The organism is Neorickettsia sp. 179522 (assembly GCF_001593535.1).
In the GTDB taxonomy this organism is placed as follows: Bacteria; Pseudomonadota; Alphaproteobacteria; order Rickettsiales; family Anaplasmataceae; genus Neorickettsia; species Neorickettsia findlayensis.
The window spans coordinates 613,552-629,074 of sequence record NZ_LNGI01000001.1 but is presented as its reverse complement, the minus strand read 5'-3'; the positions used below and the strand labels follow the sequence as shown (position 1 = coordinate 629,074).

Sequence of the window (15,523 nt, the reverse complement as noted above, 5' to 3'; positions counted from 1 at the left end):
TTTTTCAGTTCAGCTTTTTCTAAGGTGATAGTGTCCTTTATTGTGGTACACGACTTCTTACGTGTGGGTATCTCACAGAGCATTTTATGTTTGCCGGGTACATAGTTTTGTGCTGAAGTTGTTTATTGAACACCTGATATTACAGTGTCTATCCTCCCATTATTGGACATGGTTTTATTGTGTCGTGTCATCATTCTTTGAATTATTTATACTTCACGCTTACCCACTCAGCTATGCAGACTCTGAGTAGCATTATGATAGGTTGTGTACCAGGGTAACCGCTTATAGATACTATGATCCTTATTTTGAGGTTTGGATTATAGGATTGAATCCTTATGTATTCATCGTATTGTGTCAGTTAGATTCGAAACATGTTTGTACCATTCGTTTTTACTGCGGAGTAAAGTTGACGAAATATCTTTTTTCTTAATTAGTACTGGTGAAACGCGTTTTCTATCAACACATAAAATAAATCTTGATCTCATGCATTTGTGGAGGAAGTGTTCTCTGTCAAAAATTGCAAATCTGACTTTTCGAAGAATTTCTTTCCAATTTTCCCATGCATGAATTGTCATTATGCTGTCCATGCCGGCAATCCATGTGAAATCATGATGCGGATATTGAGAAGTTAACTTCCTGAGAGTCTTATATGTGTATACGTCATCACTATTAATGAGCTTAATTTTCTTATTAATACCTATCAATGTACGAGCCATTTCAATCCTAATTTCACAGGGAATATAACCAATCTGCTTGAATGGATTTTTCCTACAAAAGAGCCACCAAACTTGGTGCAAATTCAGACGTTTTAGTGCCTCCAGAGAAATATATAAATGTCCAGCATGTGGTGGATTGAAAGATCCCCCTAATAGTCCTATTTTCAGTGGCATCGTAAAAGATTATGGTCGGAAACAATAGGTAAGTGGTCAAAAGCGGAGAATATTATCGAAAGTCTGTTTTTGTCAAATCTTTTTAGCGACAATGAGTAATGAACATTAGGTTGGAATAGGGGGGTCCGTGTACTGCATAAAGATATCAAAAGATAAGTACACAATTGATGCTCATTGTTGAGGCATCTGAAGTACTTAGGACTGTACCATATTTTTCGGCATGAATAAGGACTCCTTCTGTTAGTAGTGTGTGCCCGAAAAAAATCCTACTTTGGTTCAGTAATAAGTATAAGGGATGGTCTATACATTACTATTTTGTTGATAGGAATTCTCACTGTGACTCAGAACAAGACGATAAAAAAGGTAAAACAGTGATCGAGATTCTTGTGTGTCTATTGAGGCGAAAAGTTACTTAGTTATATCAAAAACGCTCCTATCAAGAGTGCCGTTATAGCACACATCACTAAGAACCATTCTTGTTATTTGTTTAGATTCATCCTCAAGAAGTATTTCTCTTATTTCAGGTGGAGAATGGCTAAGCACAAGGACATATCTCTTATTTTTCGAAGATCTTCCAAGATAAAAGAGCCCACCAGCAACGGATTGTTCGTATTTATGTAAAGCTCCAAGATCCGACATTGCCAATAATAGAGGATCCGATTTACCGACAAAGAAGCTCTTGGATTCCTTTAATGCGGCATCATAATAAGTTACCATGCCCTTATTCATTACCACAGAGATACCTTCCTCATGATAGTCAATCCGGAACTTATGGGGAACAGAAAGAAAAAGATTCCCAACACTCAGTGTGCCGTCAGGGTTATGCTGAACGAATGTAGCACAAAGCGTCCTGAGAGAGGCTAGGTAATTCACTAGTGCAGCGCTATCAACGGCATGGGACACCCGCACACAGGAGAAAAGGAGGACACAGAACAAAACTGCAAACTCCTTTACCGACACTGCACACCTACTTAAAGAGAGAAACTAAAACTCTCAGCATTATTTGTTAGACAAGAGCGCAAAAAGCTCATCAAGTCTCCTATCCATTTTTGCAAGACGCGCGCGCAGCTTCTTCAGTGATTCCTGAACCTCAGTCTTAAACGCATCCTCACCTGCTCCTTCTACACCAGACATGAGACTGCCAAGCTTTTCAGGGTCCTTCATATATTCACTTTGGAGCTTCATAAACGGAGCCAAAGCTTTCTGGAGGACTTGTGGATTCTCAGTAAATTTTTTAATTTGCTCCTGTACAGACTGCATATATTCTTCGGACAAATTTTCGAGATCCAAATCTAAATCTGCGTCTTCATTTTTTACGTTGTCAGCCATAAAACCCCCCTGATATTTACACTGTTCGAGCTGTTATGTATCAAAAACCCTGTGATCATGTTAACCTCTCAAGAGGTAACTAGTCAATCAGATGTCTATATTTAACAAGGATTGTAAGACTCAAAATACATTGAATTTATTAATCTCCAGCGTTTTTCACGATCTTGGTAATTGTGTTTCTCTATTAAGTTTGTTGGTCGAGGTAAATAGAGATGACCCAAAGGCCTTTGATTTTAATGAGTTGCTTGAGGTAAATTCTCGGATGCTAATAAACCTGCGCGTCCTACAATATATGTTCCTCCAAGGAAGTAAAGGTGCGAGAGCATTAGCAGATATTGAGCAGTATTTGCTTTACAAAGGGAAAAAGGTAGTTTTTCACTTTGGTATCGAATCTATTCAGGACGAATTTTTCATGCTGATGTTGCATTCGTTGCTACTTCTAAGTAGGTTGATTACTGACTATGCTAAAATCGACGTTTTCGCAACCAATATGGAACTGAAGTTCAGTGTGGTTTGTGATGTCCCAATAGATGAGGAGCGACTCAAATTGTTTGACCGTATTACTTCTGCCTCTGAAGATGAAATGGCACTTCCAGAGCACTATAGATCCCACTTGTACTATATAAAGGGGCTTTTAGTTGCCTTAGGGTTGCATATCAATACTGCGTTTCAGACTAAGGAGTTTATGTTGCGTATTCTTCCTCGTGATTGATGCAATACGTCGTTGTGATTGGCGGGGGGCATGCTGGAGTTGAAGCTGCTGCTGCGTCTGCAAGACTTGGAGTTGAGACTCTCCTAGTAACAAACAGTGTGACGAACATCGGTGAGATGTCCTGTAATCCTGCGATAGGAGGCATAGGGAAGGGCAATGTTGTCAGAGAAGTAGACGCTATGGGAGGTGTTATGGCTCTGGCGATAGATAGGGCTAGTATACATTCCAGAATACTCAATCGGAGTAAAGGTGCTGCTGTTTGGGGTCCTCGTGCTCAGGCAGATAGGAAACTTTATAAGTATGCAGTGCTTGAGCTGCTTACCAAATATGAGAAGCTCAGTATTCTTGAAGACCATATCACTGATCTTATTATCGAAAATGATCGTCTCACTGGTGTGGTCGGAGAAAAAACCGGGACTATCCAATGTAGTGCTGCTGTTTTAACCACTGGGACCTTTTTAAATGGTGTTATTCAGACTGGTAAGGAAAGGGTAGAAGGTGGTAGGTTTGGTGAAAAGGCATCACAATGTTTGGGAAATAAACTAAGGCAACATTTTAAAATTTCTAGGTTAAGAACTGGAACCCCAGCGCGTCTTTACAAAGACTCTATTAATTACTCTTCACTTACTGAGCAGCCCGGCGATTCTCCACCTACACCATTTTCGTATATGAATGCTGAAATAACGGTGCCGCAGGTCTCTTGCTATATAACTCACACAAACGGTAAGACTCACGAGATCATAAGAAATTCACTTAAATTTTCTGCAATTAGAAATGGCGTGTCTGCTAGGGGGCCACGCTATTGCCCATCTATCGAGGATAAAGTTGTCCGTTTTGCCGAAAAGGATAGCCACCAAATCTTCCTAGAGCCAGAAGGTCTGGACTCAGAACTTATATATCCAAATGGGATCTCCAACTCGCTTCCTAAGGAGATACAGGAAGAATTTATCCGTAGTATCGCGGGTCTTGAAAAGGCAAGAGTGGCAAGATACGCGTACACAATAGAATACGATTATATTGATCCAAGAGAATTACGTTCTACTTTGGAGAGCAAGCGAGTAAAAGGTCTCTATTTTGCTGGTCAAATAAATGGAACGACGGGCTATGAAGAAGCAGCTGGTCAGGGTATTGTTGCTGGAAGTAACGCCGCAGGTGCAGGTCTGATAATTAGTAGATCCGAAGGGTATATTGGCGTAATGATAGATGATCTCATCACGCTTGGTACCAATGGTGAACCGTATAGGTTATTCACTTCCAGGGCAGAGTATCGGCTTAATCTGCGTTCTGACAACGCGGATTTTCGACTCACTGAAAAAGCATATGGAGTAGGTTTGGTTGATGAGGAACGCTACGCAGCGTACAGGAAGAAATACGAAACTTTTCACAAGTACAAAAACAAGCTCAATGAACTTTCGACCACTCCTTATGAATTAGCAAAGATCGAAGGTATTTCTGTTGCTCAGGATGGGGTAAGGAAAAGTGCCTGGAATCTTATGACACAACCACTTTTTGTTTTTGAAGATTTGTTGAGAATTTGGCCTGAGTTATCTGAGTTGCCGAAAGAGTATAGGGAAATGCTTATGATCAATGCTAGATATGAGCCGTATTTGCTCAGGCAGGAGCAGGATATCAAACTACTTCGAAGTAATGAAAATGTTGCTATTCCTTCAAACTTTGATTTCGGTGCCATAAAGAGTCTTTCATCGGAAGTAATAGAAAAGCTTGAAGCTGTACGTCCGGAAACGCTCGCTCAGGCTAAGAGGATCTCAGGTGTTACACCTGCTGCAATCGTGTCAATTCTGATTCATTTGAGAGGATTAAGTACTGAAAGGCTTTGACTTTTTCCTGAAGATTTGGATCTGAGTCCCAGCTCTTGAACAGCTAGATTAGTTTTAAGAAGAACCTACTCGTGAGTGGGATAGCCACGTTTATCAAAGAAAACACTGACATTGGTATGTGATGTAGGACCGAATTCTCTACTTCAAAATTGTGCAGCATGTTGAAAATCTTCCAGCTATAGATCGCAGTGATGATGCTTCCAATTGCCAGAATCAACAAAGTTAAATAGTGCTGCATGTGCACCACCAGAAGAAGGAGCTCGAGCTTTCCCAGAAATCCTGCCGTAAAAGGAACTCCAGCCAAGCTAAGTGTTGCTACGAGAAGATAAATGTTCTTTATAGGTGACTGTTTATGCCTTTTTTCAGTGTGATGTATTGATCCTCCAGCTAGCATGAAAAGTGCTGATTTAGTCACTGCATGTGCAAGCATTTGAAGCATTGCAACTGAAACAGAATAATCAGAGCCAAGTGAAAGTGTCAAAGAAATGTAGCCAATTTGTGAAATGCTGGAATAGCTAAGTGTTCTCCTTATATCATGCGTTGTAATTGCCTGCAAACCACATACAAAAATTGCTAGTGTGCTTAAAAGCAATATCATCATGTTCAATGGAAATCCAGAAAGAGCCAGGACACGTGTACCAAATATTGTGTAGATAAACTTAGCTAGTAGATACAACCCGACTTTTGAGCTCACTCCCGACAAAAATGCTGCTACGGTTGTGCTTGTAGAACTATAGCAACGTACCAACCAGAAATGTAAAGGAAATAAAGCACATTTACCTATTATGCCAAGTATTACGAGCGTTGCACCTGCTCTGCCCGCATGTGAACTTAACACTATGTCTGACATGGAAGTGATGATTCCAATATTAAGGTGTCCGGTGACTGCGTATATGAGTCCGATTCCAATCAAGTAGAATGTTGCGGCAATCGTTCCTATTATTAGATATTCAAATGCCGCTTTGTACGATTCTTGAGTACCTTTAGTCGCAACAAGTGTGTAGCTTGCTAGCGAGGATAGTTCGAGAAAGACATAAATATTGAATAAGTCGTTTGATACAACCATCCCAGAAAGGCCAGTGTGACACAGCATTAAGATGCTATAGAAAAAACTTTCCCTATCTTTCTGGAAAGAGTGTAGTACTGTCAGTGCTGTAACCGTATTTAGGAGAAGCAGCATAATTGCCGTGTAGTGATCAGCTGCAATTTCGATTCCGTAGATGGAATCCCATCCACCAACTGTGAGTGATATTTTTGTTCCTTGTGAGGTATATGCAAATATCAGGATTGAGCTGCCAATACCAAATGCTTGTGCAATAAGTAAGAGCGCACGCTTATAGAGTTTCCTATTTGAAAAGACTAATGAGAGCGCAGCAAGCAGTGGCGAGATCACCTCTAAGATTAAAAGAGTTTTGTACATTCTTCGATCAACTCTTCATATATGTGTGATACGTTAAATCAACTTTGGTGGGCAACATATTTGTCTTCACTGCCGCACCTATACAAAATCAGTTACACCTACTATAGCGTAGATAAGAAAGAGCTGACATAACCATTCCCATACAGGCGATCACGAGATCGTATAAACGGATTCCACCCATAGAATTTGTCCCAATGGGTCCGTTTATGTAATACGAGAATGCAAACATATTAGCTGGTCATGTGGACTTTGACAACTTTTCCAAGCAACGCTTTAATACAGCTCCAACAGTCAAACCAAAGTGATTATACACTTTATCATACGGTGCGGATAAACCAAACTCCTTGATGTTGAAAAGGAACTCTGAATCCACACCAAACATGGAACTAATCATGAAACCTGAGCTCGCCTCGACAACAAATGGTATGCTCCCAGGTTCAATTAATTGCTTCCTATTTTGGTCAGTAGAGTTCCTTTTTAGAATGGAAATGCAGGGCACGGATAGTAGGTCTGTTGGATAGCCTAATTTTTCTAGCGCACTTTGAACTTCAGCGCAGATGCTAACTTCGGACCCGCTTGCCAAAAGGGAGACTTTTGCTTTTCTAGATGCTTTTTTTATTAGGTATGCGCCCTTACAGCACATGTTTTCTTCTGGGAATTCCCTTTGTAGAAAATTTACTTTCTGCCGAGACAAAACTATTACTGACGGTGCATTTGTAATGTTCAAGGCGGCCTGCCAGGATTCTACTACCTCTATATAATCACATGGTCTGAAAACGTATAAATTTGGAATGAGATTTAAGCTATCTAGTTGTTCAATCGGTTGGTGAGTTGGTCCGTCTTCGCCAACGCCTATTGAGTCATGTGTCATCACATATATACTTCGTAGACCCATCAACGCAGACATCCTAATGGAAGGCCTCATATAGTCTGAGAAGATGAGGAAAGTTCCACCATATGGGATAATGTTTCCGTGTAGTGCCATACCGTTCATACACGCTCCCATGAAATGCTCTCTGACACCGTAGTGTATGTAGTTCCCGTTATAATTGTCGGCGCTTATCGCTTTAAATGGTTCCGGGGTCACGTTATTGGAGCCGGTAAGATCGCACGAACCTCCGAGCATTTCGGGGATTTTACTTGTGAGAAATTTTACCACTCTTCCGGAAGATTGTCTTGTTGCTTCGGAGGGAACCGCTTGACTGCGAGTCTTCAGTTCATTGAAGATCTCTGTGTATTTCAGTAGATGATATTCTTGTGGCTCAATGCATAAATCTTGTGTTGAGATTTTTAAATTGGACTTACCAATATTGCTGTCCGAAGTTGTGGTATGACACAATGTCCTTTGATCACTAGATGTTGATAGTTCGGGACTATCGCACGCACCACCGTTTGCGTTGTTCTGTTTTTGTGGTTGTTCAGGTGGATTCCACATACCCCCTGGATAAGGTGTTCCTGATGCAAAGGTGTGATCTTTCTCATGTGAAGTGATGCTCCCGGTTGAGGCTTTACCACTGCTCAGAAGAAAATCAGTACTGCAGCCGGCCCCTGTTCTTTCGAAAGCCAATGAAATTTCTGTAGGAAGATTGTTGTAAGCAAGTTGCCATTCTTTATATTTTGCTAGACTACCCAATGAGCGCCACTTCTGTAAGATATCCTCGGGAATAGAGAACTCTTCTAATGGGTATTCCAGCCTTTTCCTAAATGCAATCACTTCTTCTTGTGTAAGGCCACCACTGTGGGTCTTGTTGCTACCTTCATTTGGCATGAATTTGCCTATCACTGTTTTTGCTGCAATGAGAGACGGCCTATCAGACGATCTGGCATTTGCTATCGCACCTTCTATTGCAGCAAAGTCATGGCCATCTATTTGCTGTACATCCCACCCGTAACTTTCAAAACGTTTTAGATTGTCATCTGATGAGCATAATGATGTGCTTCCGTCGATTGAAATTCCGTTGTCATCGAAAAGAAGTACTATCTTACGGAGTTTCATATGACCAGCAAAAGATGCTGCTTCGTGGCTGATTCCCTCCATAAGACATCCATCTCCAGCAATGATGTAAGTATAGTGGTCTATGATGTCCCCGAAGCGGCTGTTTAAGGTTGCTTCTGCCAACGCCATTCCTACACCCGTTGCAAGACCCTGTCCAAGAGGTCCAGATGTATTTTCTATCCCTTTTGCAATCCTGTACTCTGGATGTCCAGGTGTTTTCGAGTGCAACTGCCTGAAATTTTTGAGTTCTTCAATTGTGTAGTCTGGATAACCGGTTAGGTACAATAGAGAATACAATAGCATCGAGCCATGGCCTGCTGACAATACAAAACGATCTCTATCAGGCCAGTCGGGGTTGCTAGGACAAAACTTGAGGAACTTTGTAAATAGGACAGTTGCGACATCTGCCATTCCCAAGGGCATTCCAGGATGCCCAGAATTTGCACGGCTTACCGCATCTATAGTCAATGCACGTATTGCTGCGGACATTCTTCTCATCGTTGTTTGAGCTAGTCACGAGAAAACACGCATTATAACACATACTAGTCCGTTAGTCCTTAGCTTTGCTACTGGTGGTGTTCGTGTGTATACACCTCCTTTTGTTGCCATGTGTGTGAAAAATCAATATGAAGAAATTGTAAGCGATCGTTATGTGAATATCGTATTTCTGCTTCTTGAGTCGTAATTGAAGGATAGACTGCTATCCGGAGCATCGTTGCAAACGACTTAGTTAGCGCGATCCTACCTGCCAAGCTGCTTTTCTGACTTGTCTAAATTAAAGGTGACTGACTGAATGGTTGGATTGTACAGACGCACGTTCATTGCAGGACCACATCTAGCTTTTGATGTTGGATAAGTCATTGACAAGAAGTGCATAAAACTTATCACGTGTGCTAGCTGCTTTCCGGTTTTCTTGCGTCTCCTCTCAAATTCTTGTTGTTTTTCTGTATTTATAAACTGATACAAGTAGTAATGCTGGAATGCACTTTCCTCGTCGGCTCCACTTAGCTTTTTGTCTTTCTCATCATGAAGTTCGGGTAAGGTAACCTTTGGGAGAGGTATTTTCTCTCTTTCATACTTTATTAACTGTAGAACTTGGGAAAAAGAACTCTTCTTCCCCTCAACTTTCACAGAAGATATTTTCGATGGTGCAACAGAATCGTAGAAACGTACAAGGATTTTTTTTACAAAAACAAGAAATTTTCTCATATCTTACAAGCTAGCTTACCTTACGAAATATTACCGTTTGTTGAGTTCTATAGAGTGTCCAATCCATCTCAGATACTACGATTAACATCAACTCTATCGCAAACAGTGTAACCACTCAATTTTTGCGATTGGTATATGTTTTCAGGTAAGGTCATGAAGCATCACTCTTTTTCTTTTTGCTTTCATTTTATCCGAGAAGTAGCTTCCTTATTGGAGCAAACTTCCTTCTATGGTGATCTGTGACTCCATATTTTGCCAGTGCCTCAAGGTGTGCCTTTGTTCCATAACCTTTGTTAAACCTCCAACCGTAATACGGATATGCAGGGTCTAATTCTTCCATCAATCTATCCCGAGTAACCTTTGCAACAATCGAGGCGGCCTTTATTTCCTCATAAATCTTATCGCCTGAAATTATACTTTTTACTTCTTTGTATTTTTTTGCGTTATGAATAATATCCCTACCATCTATGAGTACCGTTGTGGGTATTACAGGAAGTCTTTCCAGGGCTCTTTCCATGGCTAGCAAGGTTGCATTTAGAATATTCATTGTTTCTATTTCTTTCACAGTGCTCATTCCCACAGCGCTGTATGAGTTACTCATAATTTTGTCATACCACGATAGCCTTGCAGCACTTGAAAGGGCTTTTGAGTCTCCTGGAATAGCGAGATTCTCCTTTAAAATAACTGCACATGCTACGACCGGTCCAGCTAAGCAACCTCTTCCCACCTCGTCTACTCCAGCAATGAGTGTATTTTCTGATTTTCTGTATACCATGTACTAAATTTCGGTATTGAATTGTTTTTTCAATGACACATTTGTGAGTGTTCAAAGTATAGGAACTTCATGATTTTACTTTCCACAGTGTGCTTTTAAAATGGTAAGCTAGACAGCCTTCAGTGTGATAGTATCATTTTGATTGGCTTATAGCGGGAAAATGGAAATACAATATGCTCTTGATGAGATAAATCAAGTTGCCAGGATGATCGTCTCCATATTAAACGGCAAGCGGACTATCTTGTTACGGGGAGAGCTTGGTGCTGGTAAGACGCATCTTTCTGCTGAAATAATCAGATGTCTTTTCGCAAAGATGGATTTAGTTGTGCGAAGTCCCACCTACAGTATCGTAAACATATATCGATCTGATGGTTATGATATAGCTCACCTTGATCTCTACCGTGTGAAGAGTACAGAAGAATTATATGAACTTGGATTACAGGAGATCCTTAAAAACTATTTTTGTCTAATAGAATGGCCTGAAGTGATGAAAAATTCTTTTATCAATGCATCTGAAGTTCTTCATATTACAATTACTGTGATAGGAGATGATAAGAGAATACTCCATCTGGATTGACGAAAGCTCCCTGTTTTGGTACTACAAGCCCGGTTCTGGTGATGCTATTGGCTATCGCACTTGTGATGACTTCAAAATGTGGCTATTTCGATTTCTAACTTTTGAAAATTGAAATACAGGGTGTGAGGTGATATGTTTTGAGTCCGGCTTACTAGAGCATCAGCCTAGCTCTAATCTCGTTATTTTTTTATCATCAATATCCAGTTCATCATGGTGTACGAGAAAGATAATTCCGTTCCGTGCCAATCTTAAATCAAAGAGTTCTGTGAATAGTTTTATACTCCTCTTGTCCAAGTGAATAAAGGGTTCATCAAGTATCCAAATCTTTGAGTTGAATAGCAGAAGTTTCGATAGACTCACTTTTTTTTTCCAGCCACTAGAGAGTTTTCTTACTTCTATGTTCGATATTTTTGCCAGGTCGAAAAATTCTAATGTAGCTTGGAGTAGATGGGTGCAATTCCTCAGCTTCGCCCAAAAATATAGATTCTCTAGTACAGTATGCTCCTCGTCACAGGCTAGTTTTTCTCCAATATAAGTGATTTCACTATGAGGTTGAATTTTTTGAGTAAAATCTTCTCCAACACCTGTGTTGATCATAAGCTTCTTGAGTTCTTTGTTTCCCTCATGTTTCTCATTGTTGCACAAAGTGCTACCTACAACACTCGCAGTTTCTAACTGGTTATATGCATCACCTAGACTTTGATAGTTGACAGTTTTATGAAGACAGTGTCCATCCAGGTTTTTCTCTTTTTTAATCGTCTCTGTAGTAAGTGTTTTATCCTGTCGTTTTGCTTCCTCTTTGCAGGTGTCTTCTGGTTCATTGTGTCTAGCGCCTCCCTGTGAATAGAATGATATGCTTCCGGAAAAGGTTTTGAGCACTCCTGCAATAATACGCAACAATGTTGTTTTCCCAGTGCCATTATCACCTTTGATCCACAAAAGCTGACCACTTTTCACGGAGAAGTTTACATCCGAGAGAATGCGTATTCCCTCCCTAGCAAAACCGATATTTTTTCCATCTACTCTAAGCATATGATAGAAAGTCTTTTACGTATGGATTGTCGCTGGTGTCTAATGAGTCCGTTTGTCCTTGCCATATGATCTTTCCTAAGTGTAGCATTGCAACTCTGTCTGAAACTTTTCTGCTGAACTTAAGGTCATGTGTCACAATTATACTGGATACATCTTCCTGCGTAGTATATTCCCTGATCATCTCTGTTATCTTGTTAGCAGTTACTGGATCGAGTCCACTTGTGGGCTCATCGAAGAAGATGATTTCTGGCCGTGTTATAATTGTTCTTGCAACGGCTATCCTCTTTTTCATTCCTCCAGATAGTGCCGATGGGTATGATGTCAAAATCCTAAGCGGTAGCCCGGTCTTGCAAAGGATTTCCTTGGATAACTCAATTGCTGCTTGTTTGCTCACTCCGTTTCTTTTGGTCAGCGGGAAACATAAGTTTTCCAGGATTGTCATGTCGTCAAAAAGGCAGTCGTTCTGAAAAGAAATCGCTATCTTGTGTTTTCTCACAATTTCTTCCACATTCTCTTTGATTTCTTTACCATTAAAAAGGACTACACCTCTATTTTTTGGTATAAGTCCGATAATTGATTTTAGTAGAACAGACTTGCCCTCGCCAGACTTACCGATAACGGATAAATTCTCCCCAGGAGAGAGATCGAGGTTTATGTTATCTAGGACGCTTCTATTACAAAAATATACAGAAAGGTCACGAACACTGATCTTATTTTCCATGAAATATAGCTAATGTAATCAGATAGTTTGACAGCAGTATCAGTACAAAGGATGCTACCACTGAGTTTGTTACTGCTATTCCGACGCCTTTTGCGCCATGTGTAGCTCTCAAAGCATTAAAGCAGCTGACACTTGCTGTGATAAAGCCAAAAAAGAACGATTTTGTCATTCCAGATATAAGATCCTTGTACGTGATAAAGGTAAGTGTGTCTGATATATAAAGCATTTCGCTAAACGCGAATTTATACGTTCCTATGAGGTAACCGCCTAGCATTCCAAACAGTGCGGAGATTATCGATAACACAGGGAAAGAGATCAATGCCGCGATGATTTTGGGAAATACAAGGTAAGCGTGTACATTGATCGAGAGTGACCTCAATAGGTCCACTTGTTCTGTAACCCGCATTGTGCCAATCTCTGCTGCTATTGTCGAAGCAACTCGCCCCGCAACAATTATGCCAACAACCACAGGTCCTATTTCACGAGTAATCGATTTTGCTAGGACTTGTGCAACCATCGTTTGTGATTGAAAAAGGTCAAGACCAGAATAAGTATGGAGCGCAAGCATGGCTCCCATAAACACAGCAGAAAATGCAACGATTGGCATCGAGTAATATCCTATCAGAAACAGCTGTTTTACTATTTCCAGAAAATACACCTTCCTACTACTTAGAAGGATGCTTAGATTGAAAAGTGTAAAATCACCGACGATTCTAACTGTATTCTTAATATAACTATACATCGTGCAACGCACATTTAAATACGAAGGCTCTTTCCTAATCGGAAAAGTAGAGGAGATCGTCCTGCTCTTATACCAACTCAAGATAAGCTAATCAAGTTCACAGTGTTCTTCTCAACTTTCAGATTCGAAAGATATAGGTGATAATGATTGGAAAATGTAACTGATATGACTCTAGAAACTCTAAACGACCGGTTCAACTTTGGGATAAAATTGGGAATCGAGTTAGAATTCTATAGTAACGAAAAGATCGAGTGCTTTAAGGAGTTGATTTCTCAGCACTTTTGTTTGATCGAGCGTATTACCGAAGAAAAAGGGGATGGTCAGTATGAAATCTCAACTCTCCCGACCAACAACATCTCTCTTCTTCTAAGTGAAGTGAATAATTTCAAGGTTCTTGTGCGTGAAATAGCAGACTTTTCGGCAAAACCATGCATGGACCAACCCGGAAGTGCTTTACATGTTCATGTCAGTTTGCATGATAAAGAGTTCCAAAAGAATATCACCAGACTTGAGCCTAAACTAAGAAGTTTTATCGTCGGTGGATTTTGTAATCTAATGCGTTCTTCGATGCTTTGTTTTGCTCCCAGTATAGAATCTTATAAGCGTTTCCAATATTACGATAAATTCACGCCCAGGTTTATAAATTGGGGTTTTGAAGAGAACAAAACCAATGCTGTACGAGTTACACATAATACGATAGAGCATAGAATAGCAGGGGCAGATGCAATGCCTTCAAAAGTATTAGGACAAATAATGCGGGCGATTGAGTATGGAATTTGCAATGAAGTTGTTCCTCGAGCGCCAAATTTTGGCGAAAGTCAGTATGCAGATGCATTCCATGATAGGCTGCCACTTTCATACTCTGAAGCTATAATTCACAGTGATGAGCACGCTTGTTTTGCGGACGTAATGTGTGTGAATAGTGTTGGAATTCAGAATCATTCAGGCAAGGTTGGCGTCGAAAAGTGTTTATGTTGTCACTAGCTAGATTCCTGAGAATTGACTGTAGGCAAACTTGAGTTGTAAGGTGTGTTTTTCCTAAAACAAAACCGGCAAGCGAAGCCACAATGAGCGGGATGCAGCGAGCAGTGTCCGTACGCATAAGGAGTGTCGAGACTAGTACCGCAAACACAAAGAAATGCGTGCCAGCGGAGGGACTCGAACCCCCAACCTACTGATTACAAGTCAGTTGCTCTACCAATTGAGCCACGCGGGCAGCACTTGGAATCTTACTACAATCCTGCTGTACAGACAATACTAACGTCTTAGGCTGTAATGACTAATTTTGGTAAGAGAAATTGAGGCGTGTGGTGAAAATGCCTCATTTATCTTCAAAAATATATTTTGAAGTTCACGTGCTTTCTATTGAGCGTTTGTGCAGTATTTGCAATTTTTAATTGGTTTCATAATGTTTTGGTCACCCATTTGGCCGATAAACCCATTCTACCGGTTCAGATGTTTTGTTCTGTGGACTCCTAGAGCGATCCATTGATGATGAAAGTGACTAATTCATCTATAAGTGTCTTTTTTTCGAGCAGAAATGTTGTGCTAACAATTTCCTTAACCTTTTTAAGGGAAACAGCGATAGTATTTTGAGGGTCATTTTTTGCGTCTCCGTCTTTTATATCATCCACAGCTTGAAAAATGATGCCTATTTCGTACCCAAATGCTTCTAATACAGTAAGCTCGCTTTGTGCACCGTTTGCAATGTGACCAACACTAGAACAACTCAATGCAAAAAGTGAGCCAGACTTCATTTTATTGATTTCATCTGCTGTGAGTGTAGAACTACTTCCCACGTCATGAACCTGTCCCGCAATCATTTCTAATATGTATTTGGAAGTCCGTTGCACAAGCGGTGCACCGTAACGACTAAGCATCTGATAAGCCAAAACCAACAAAGCATCTCCAGCGAGTATGGCGGTGCTCTCTCGGAAAGCGATATGACATGCAGGCTGATTCCTTCTTTCGTTTGAGTTATCTAAGGCTGGGAGATCATCATGTATGAGTGAAAAGGAGTGAATCATTTCAATTGCAGCGGCAACTTCTATGGTATCCACGTATGGGACATTAAATAGTGTGCCAAGTTCTAGCACTAGAAAGCCACGAATATGTGAGCTTTCTGCAAGAAGAGAATATCTAATTGCTTGAAAAAGTTCATCTTCACTTGGAAATAGAGCTAGACTCTCTTTTAGAGTTTCATGAATCAGTCTTGATGCTTTTTGCAATTTTCTTTGAACAGTCATATTAGGCCTTTTGATGGTTATTACAAATAAAAAATG

At 40.4% G+C, this 15,523-nt stretch carries 15 protein-coding genes and 1 tRNA gene; 4 read left to right on the top strand and 12 right to left on the bottom strand.

The features are described from left to right. Positions 1-341 precede the first annotated feature (341 nt). The 3 genes from AS219_RS02910 to AS219_RS02900 all read right to left on the bottom strand — a co-directional run bounded on the left by AS219_RS02910 (position 342) and on the right by AS219_RS02900 (position 2,219). A complete protein-coding gene (locus tag AS219_RS02910; protein ID WP_067979877.1) occupies positions 342-890 on the bottom strand; it encodes a nicotinate-nucleotide adenylyltransferase in 549 nt (182 codons plus the stop codon). 408 nt (positions 891-1,298) lie between these two features. Continuing rightward, entirely contained in the window at positions 1,299-1,799 is a 501-nt protein-coding gene (locus AS219_RS02905) for a LolA family protein (protein ID WP_231861849.1), read from the bottom strand. A 90-nt stretch (positions 1,800-1,889) separates the two neighbouring features. Next, the gene (locus AS219_RS02900) at positions 1,890-2,219 is read right to left on the bottom strand and encodes a hypothetical protein (protein ID WP_067979869.1); all 330 of its coding nucleotides are present in this window, start codon (positions 2,217-2,219) and stop codon (positions 1,890-1,892) included. Between the two features lie 91 nt (positions 2,220-2,310). On the opposite strand from AS219_RS02900, the gene AS219_RS02895 reads away from it, so the two are divergent. Continuing rightward, positions 2,311-2,931, top strand: coding sequence for a hypothetical protein (locus tag AS219_RS02895; protein WP_067979866.1), 621 nt, complete (start codon positions 2,311-2,313; stop codon positions 2,929-2,931). Further along, positions 2,931-4,769 carry a tRNA uridine-5-carboxymethylaminomethyl(34) synthesis enzyme MnmG gene (mnmG, locus tag AS219_RS02890; RefSeq protein ID WP_067979863.1) on the top strand — a complete coding sequence of 613 codons (1,839 nt, stop codon included), beginning with the start codon at positions 2,931-2,933 and terminating at the stop codon, positions 4,767-4,769. Before AS219_RS02895 ends, mnmG begins: the two co-directional genes overlap by 1 nt. A gap of 43 nt (positions 4,770-4,812) precedes the next feature. On the opposite strand, the gene AS219_RS02885 is transcribed toward mnmG, so the two are convergent. The 4 genes from AS219_RS02885 to AS219_RS02870 form a co-directional block, all read right to left on the bottom strand. Beyond that, positions 4,813-6,189 (bottom strand): proton-conducting transporter membrane subunit, encoded by a 1,377-nt coding sequence (locus tag AS219_RS02885; protein ID WP_067979860.1) that lies wholly within the window; start codon positions 6,187-6,189, stop codon positions 4,813-4,815. 238 nt (positions 6,190-6,427) lie between these two features. Beyond that, positions 6,428-8,683: a transketolase family protein gene (locus AS219_RS02880; protein ID WP_067979857.1), complete on the bottom strand. Its 2,256-nt coding sequence runs from the start codon at positions 8,681-8,683 to the stop codon at positions 6,428-6,430. A 243-nt stretch (positions 8,684-8,926) separates the two neighbouring features. Next, complete coding sequence (locus AS219_RS02875) at positions 8,927-9,394, bottom strand: hypothetical protein (protein WP_067979855.1); 468 nt, start codon at positions 9,392-9,394, stop codon at positions 8,927-8,929. 187 nt (positions 9,395-9,581) lie between these two features. Further along, positions 9,582-10,169, bottom strand: coding sequence for a ribonuclease HII (locus tag AS219_RS02870; protein WP_067979853.1), 588 nt, complete (start codon positions 10,167-10,169; stop codon positions 9,582-9,584). Positions 10,170-10,329: 160 nt separating this feature from the next. On the opposite strand from AS219_RS02870, the gene tsaE reads away from it, so the two are divergent. Then, positions 10,330-10,746, top strand: coding sequence for a tRNA (adenosine(37)-N6)-threonylcarbamoyltransferase complex ATPase subunit type 1 TsaE (gene tsaE / locus AS219_RS02865; RefSeq protein ID WP_067979849.1), 417 nt, complete (start codon positions 10,330-10,332; stop codon positions 10,744-10,746). 159 nt (positions 10,747-10,905) lie between these two features. Here the strand turns inward: tsaE and AS219_RS02860 are convergent, their stop codons facing one another. Genes AS219_RS02860 through AS219_RS02850 form a run of 3 tightly spaced genes read right to left on the bottom strand, consistent with a single transcriptional unit; the run spans position 10,906 to position 13,322 of the window. Further along, complete coding sequence (locus tag AS219_RS02860) at positions 10,906-11,778, bottom strand: ATP-binding cassette domain-containing protein (RefSeq protein ID WP_067979845.1); 873 nt, start codon at positions 11,776-11,778, stop codon at positions 10,906-10,908. Beyond that, the gene (locus tag AS219_RS02855) at positions 11,771-12,499 is read right to left on the bottom strand and encodes an ABC transporter ATP-binding protein (protein ID WP_067979843.1); all 729 of its coding nucleotides are present in this window, start codon (positions 12,497-12,499) and stop codon (positions 11,771-11,773) included. Before AS219_RS02855 ends, AS219_RS02860 begins: the two co-directional genes overlap by 8 nt. After that, on the bottom strand, positions 12,489-13,322 hold the full coding sequence (locus AS219_RS02850; RefSeq protein WP_231861848.1) for an MlaE family ABC transporter permease: 834 nt from the start codon (positions 13,320-13,322) through the stop codon (positions 12,489-12,491). Before AS219_RS02850 ends, AS219_RS02855 begins: the two co-directional genes overlap by 11 nt. 84 nt (positions 13,323-13,406) lie before the next feature. Between AS219_RS02850 and AS219_RS02845 the strand changes: the two genes are divergently transcribed. Beyond that, the gene (locus AS219_RS02845) at positions 13,407-14,225 is read left to right on the top strand and encodes a glutamine synthetase (protein ID WP_067980540.1); all 819 of its coding nucleotides are present in this window, start codon (positions 13,407-13,409) and stop codon (positions 14,223-14,225) included. Between the two features lie 159 nt (positions 14,226-14,384). Here the strand turns inward: AS219_RS02845 and AS219_RS02840 are convergent. Beyond that, positions 14,385-14,457: transfer RNA gene (locus AS219_RS02840), tRNA-Thr, on the bottom strand. Positions 14,458-14,716: 259 nt separating this feature from the next. Then, positions 14,717-15,487, bottom strand: a complete 771-nt coding sequence (locus AS219_RS02835; protein ID WP_067979835.1) for a polyprenyl synthetase family protein — start codon at positions 15,485-15,487, stop codon at positions 14,717-14,719. Between the last annotated feature and the right edge of the window lie 36 nt (positions 15,488-15,523).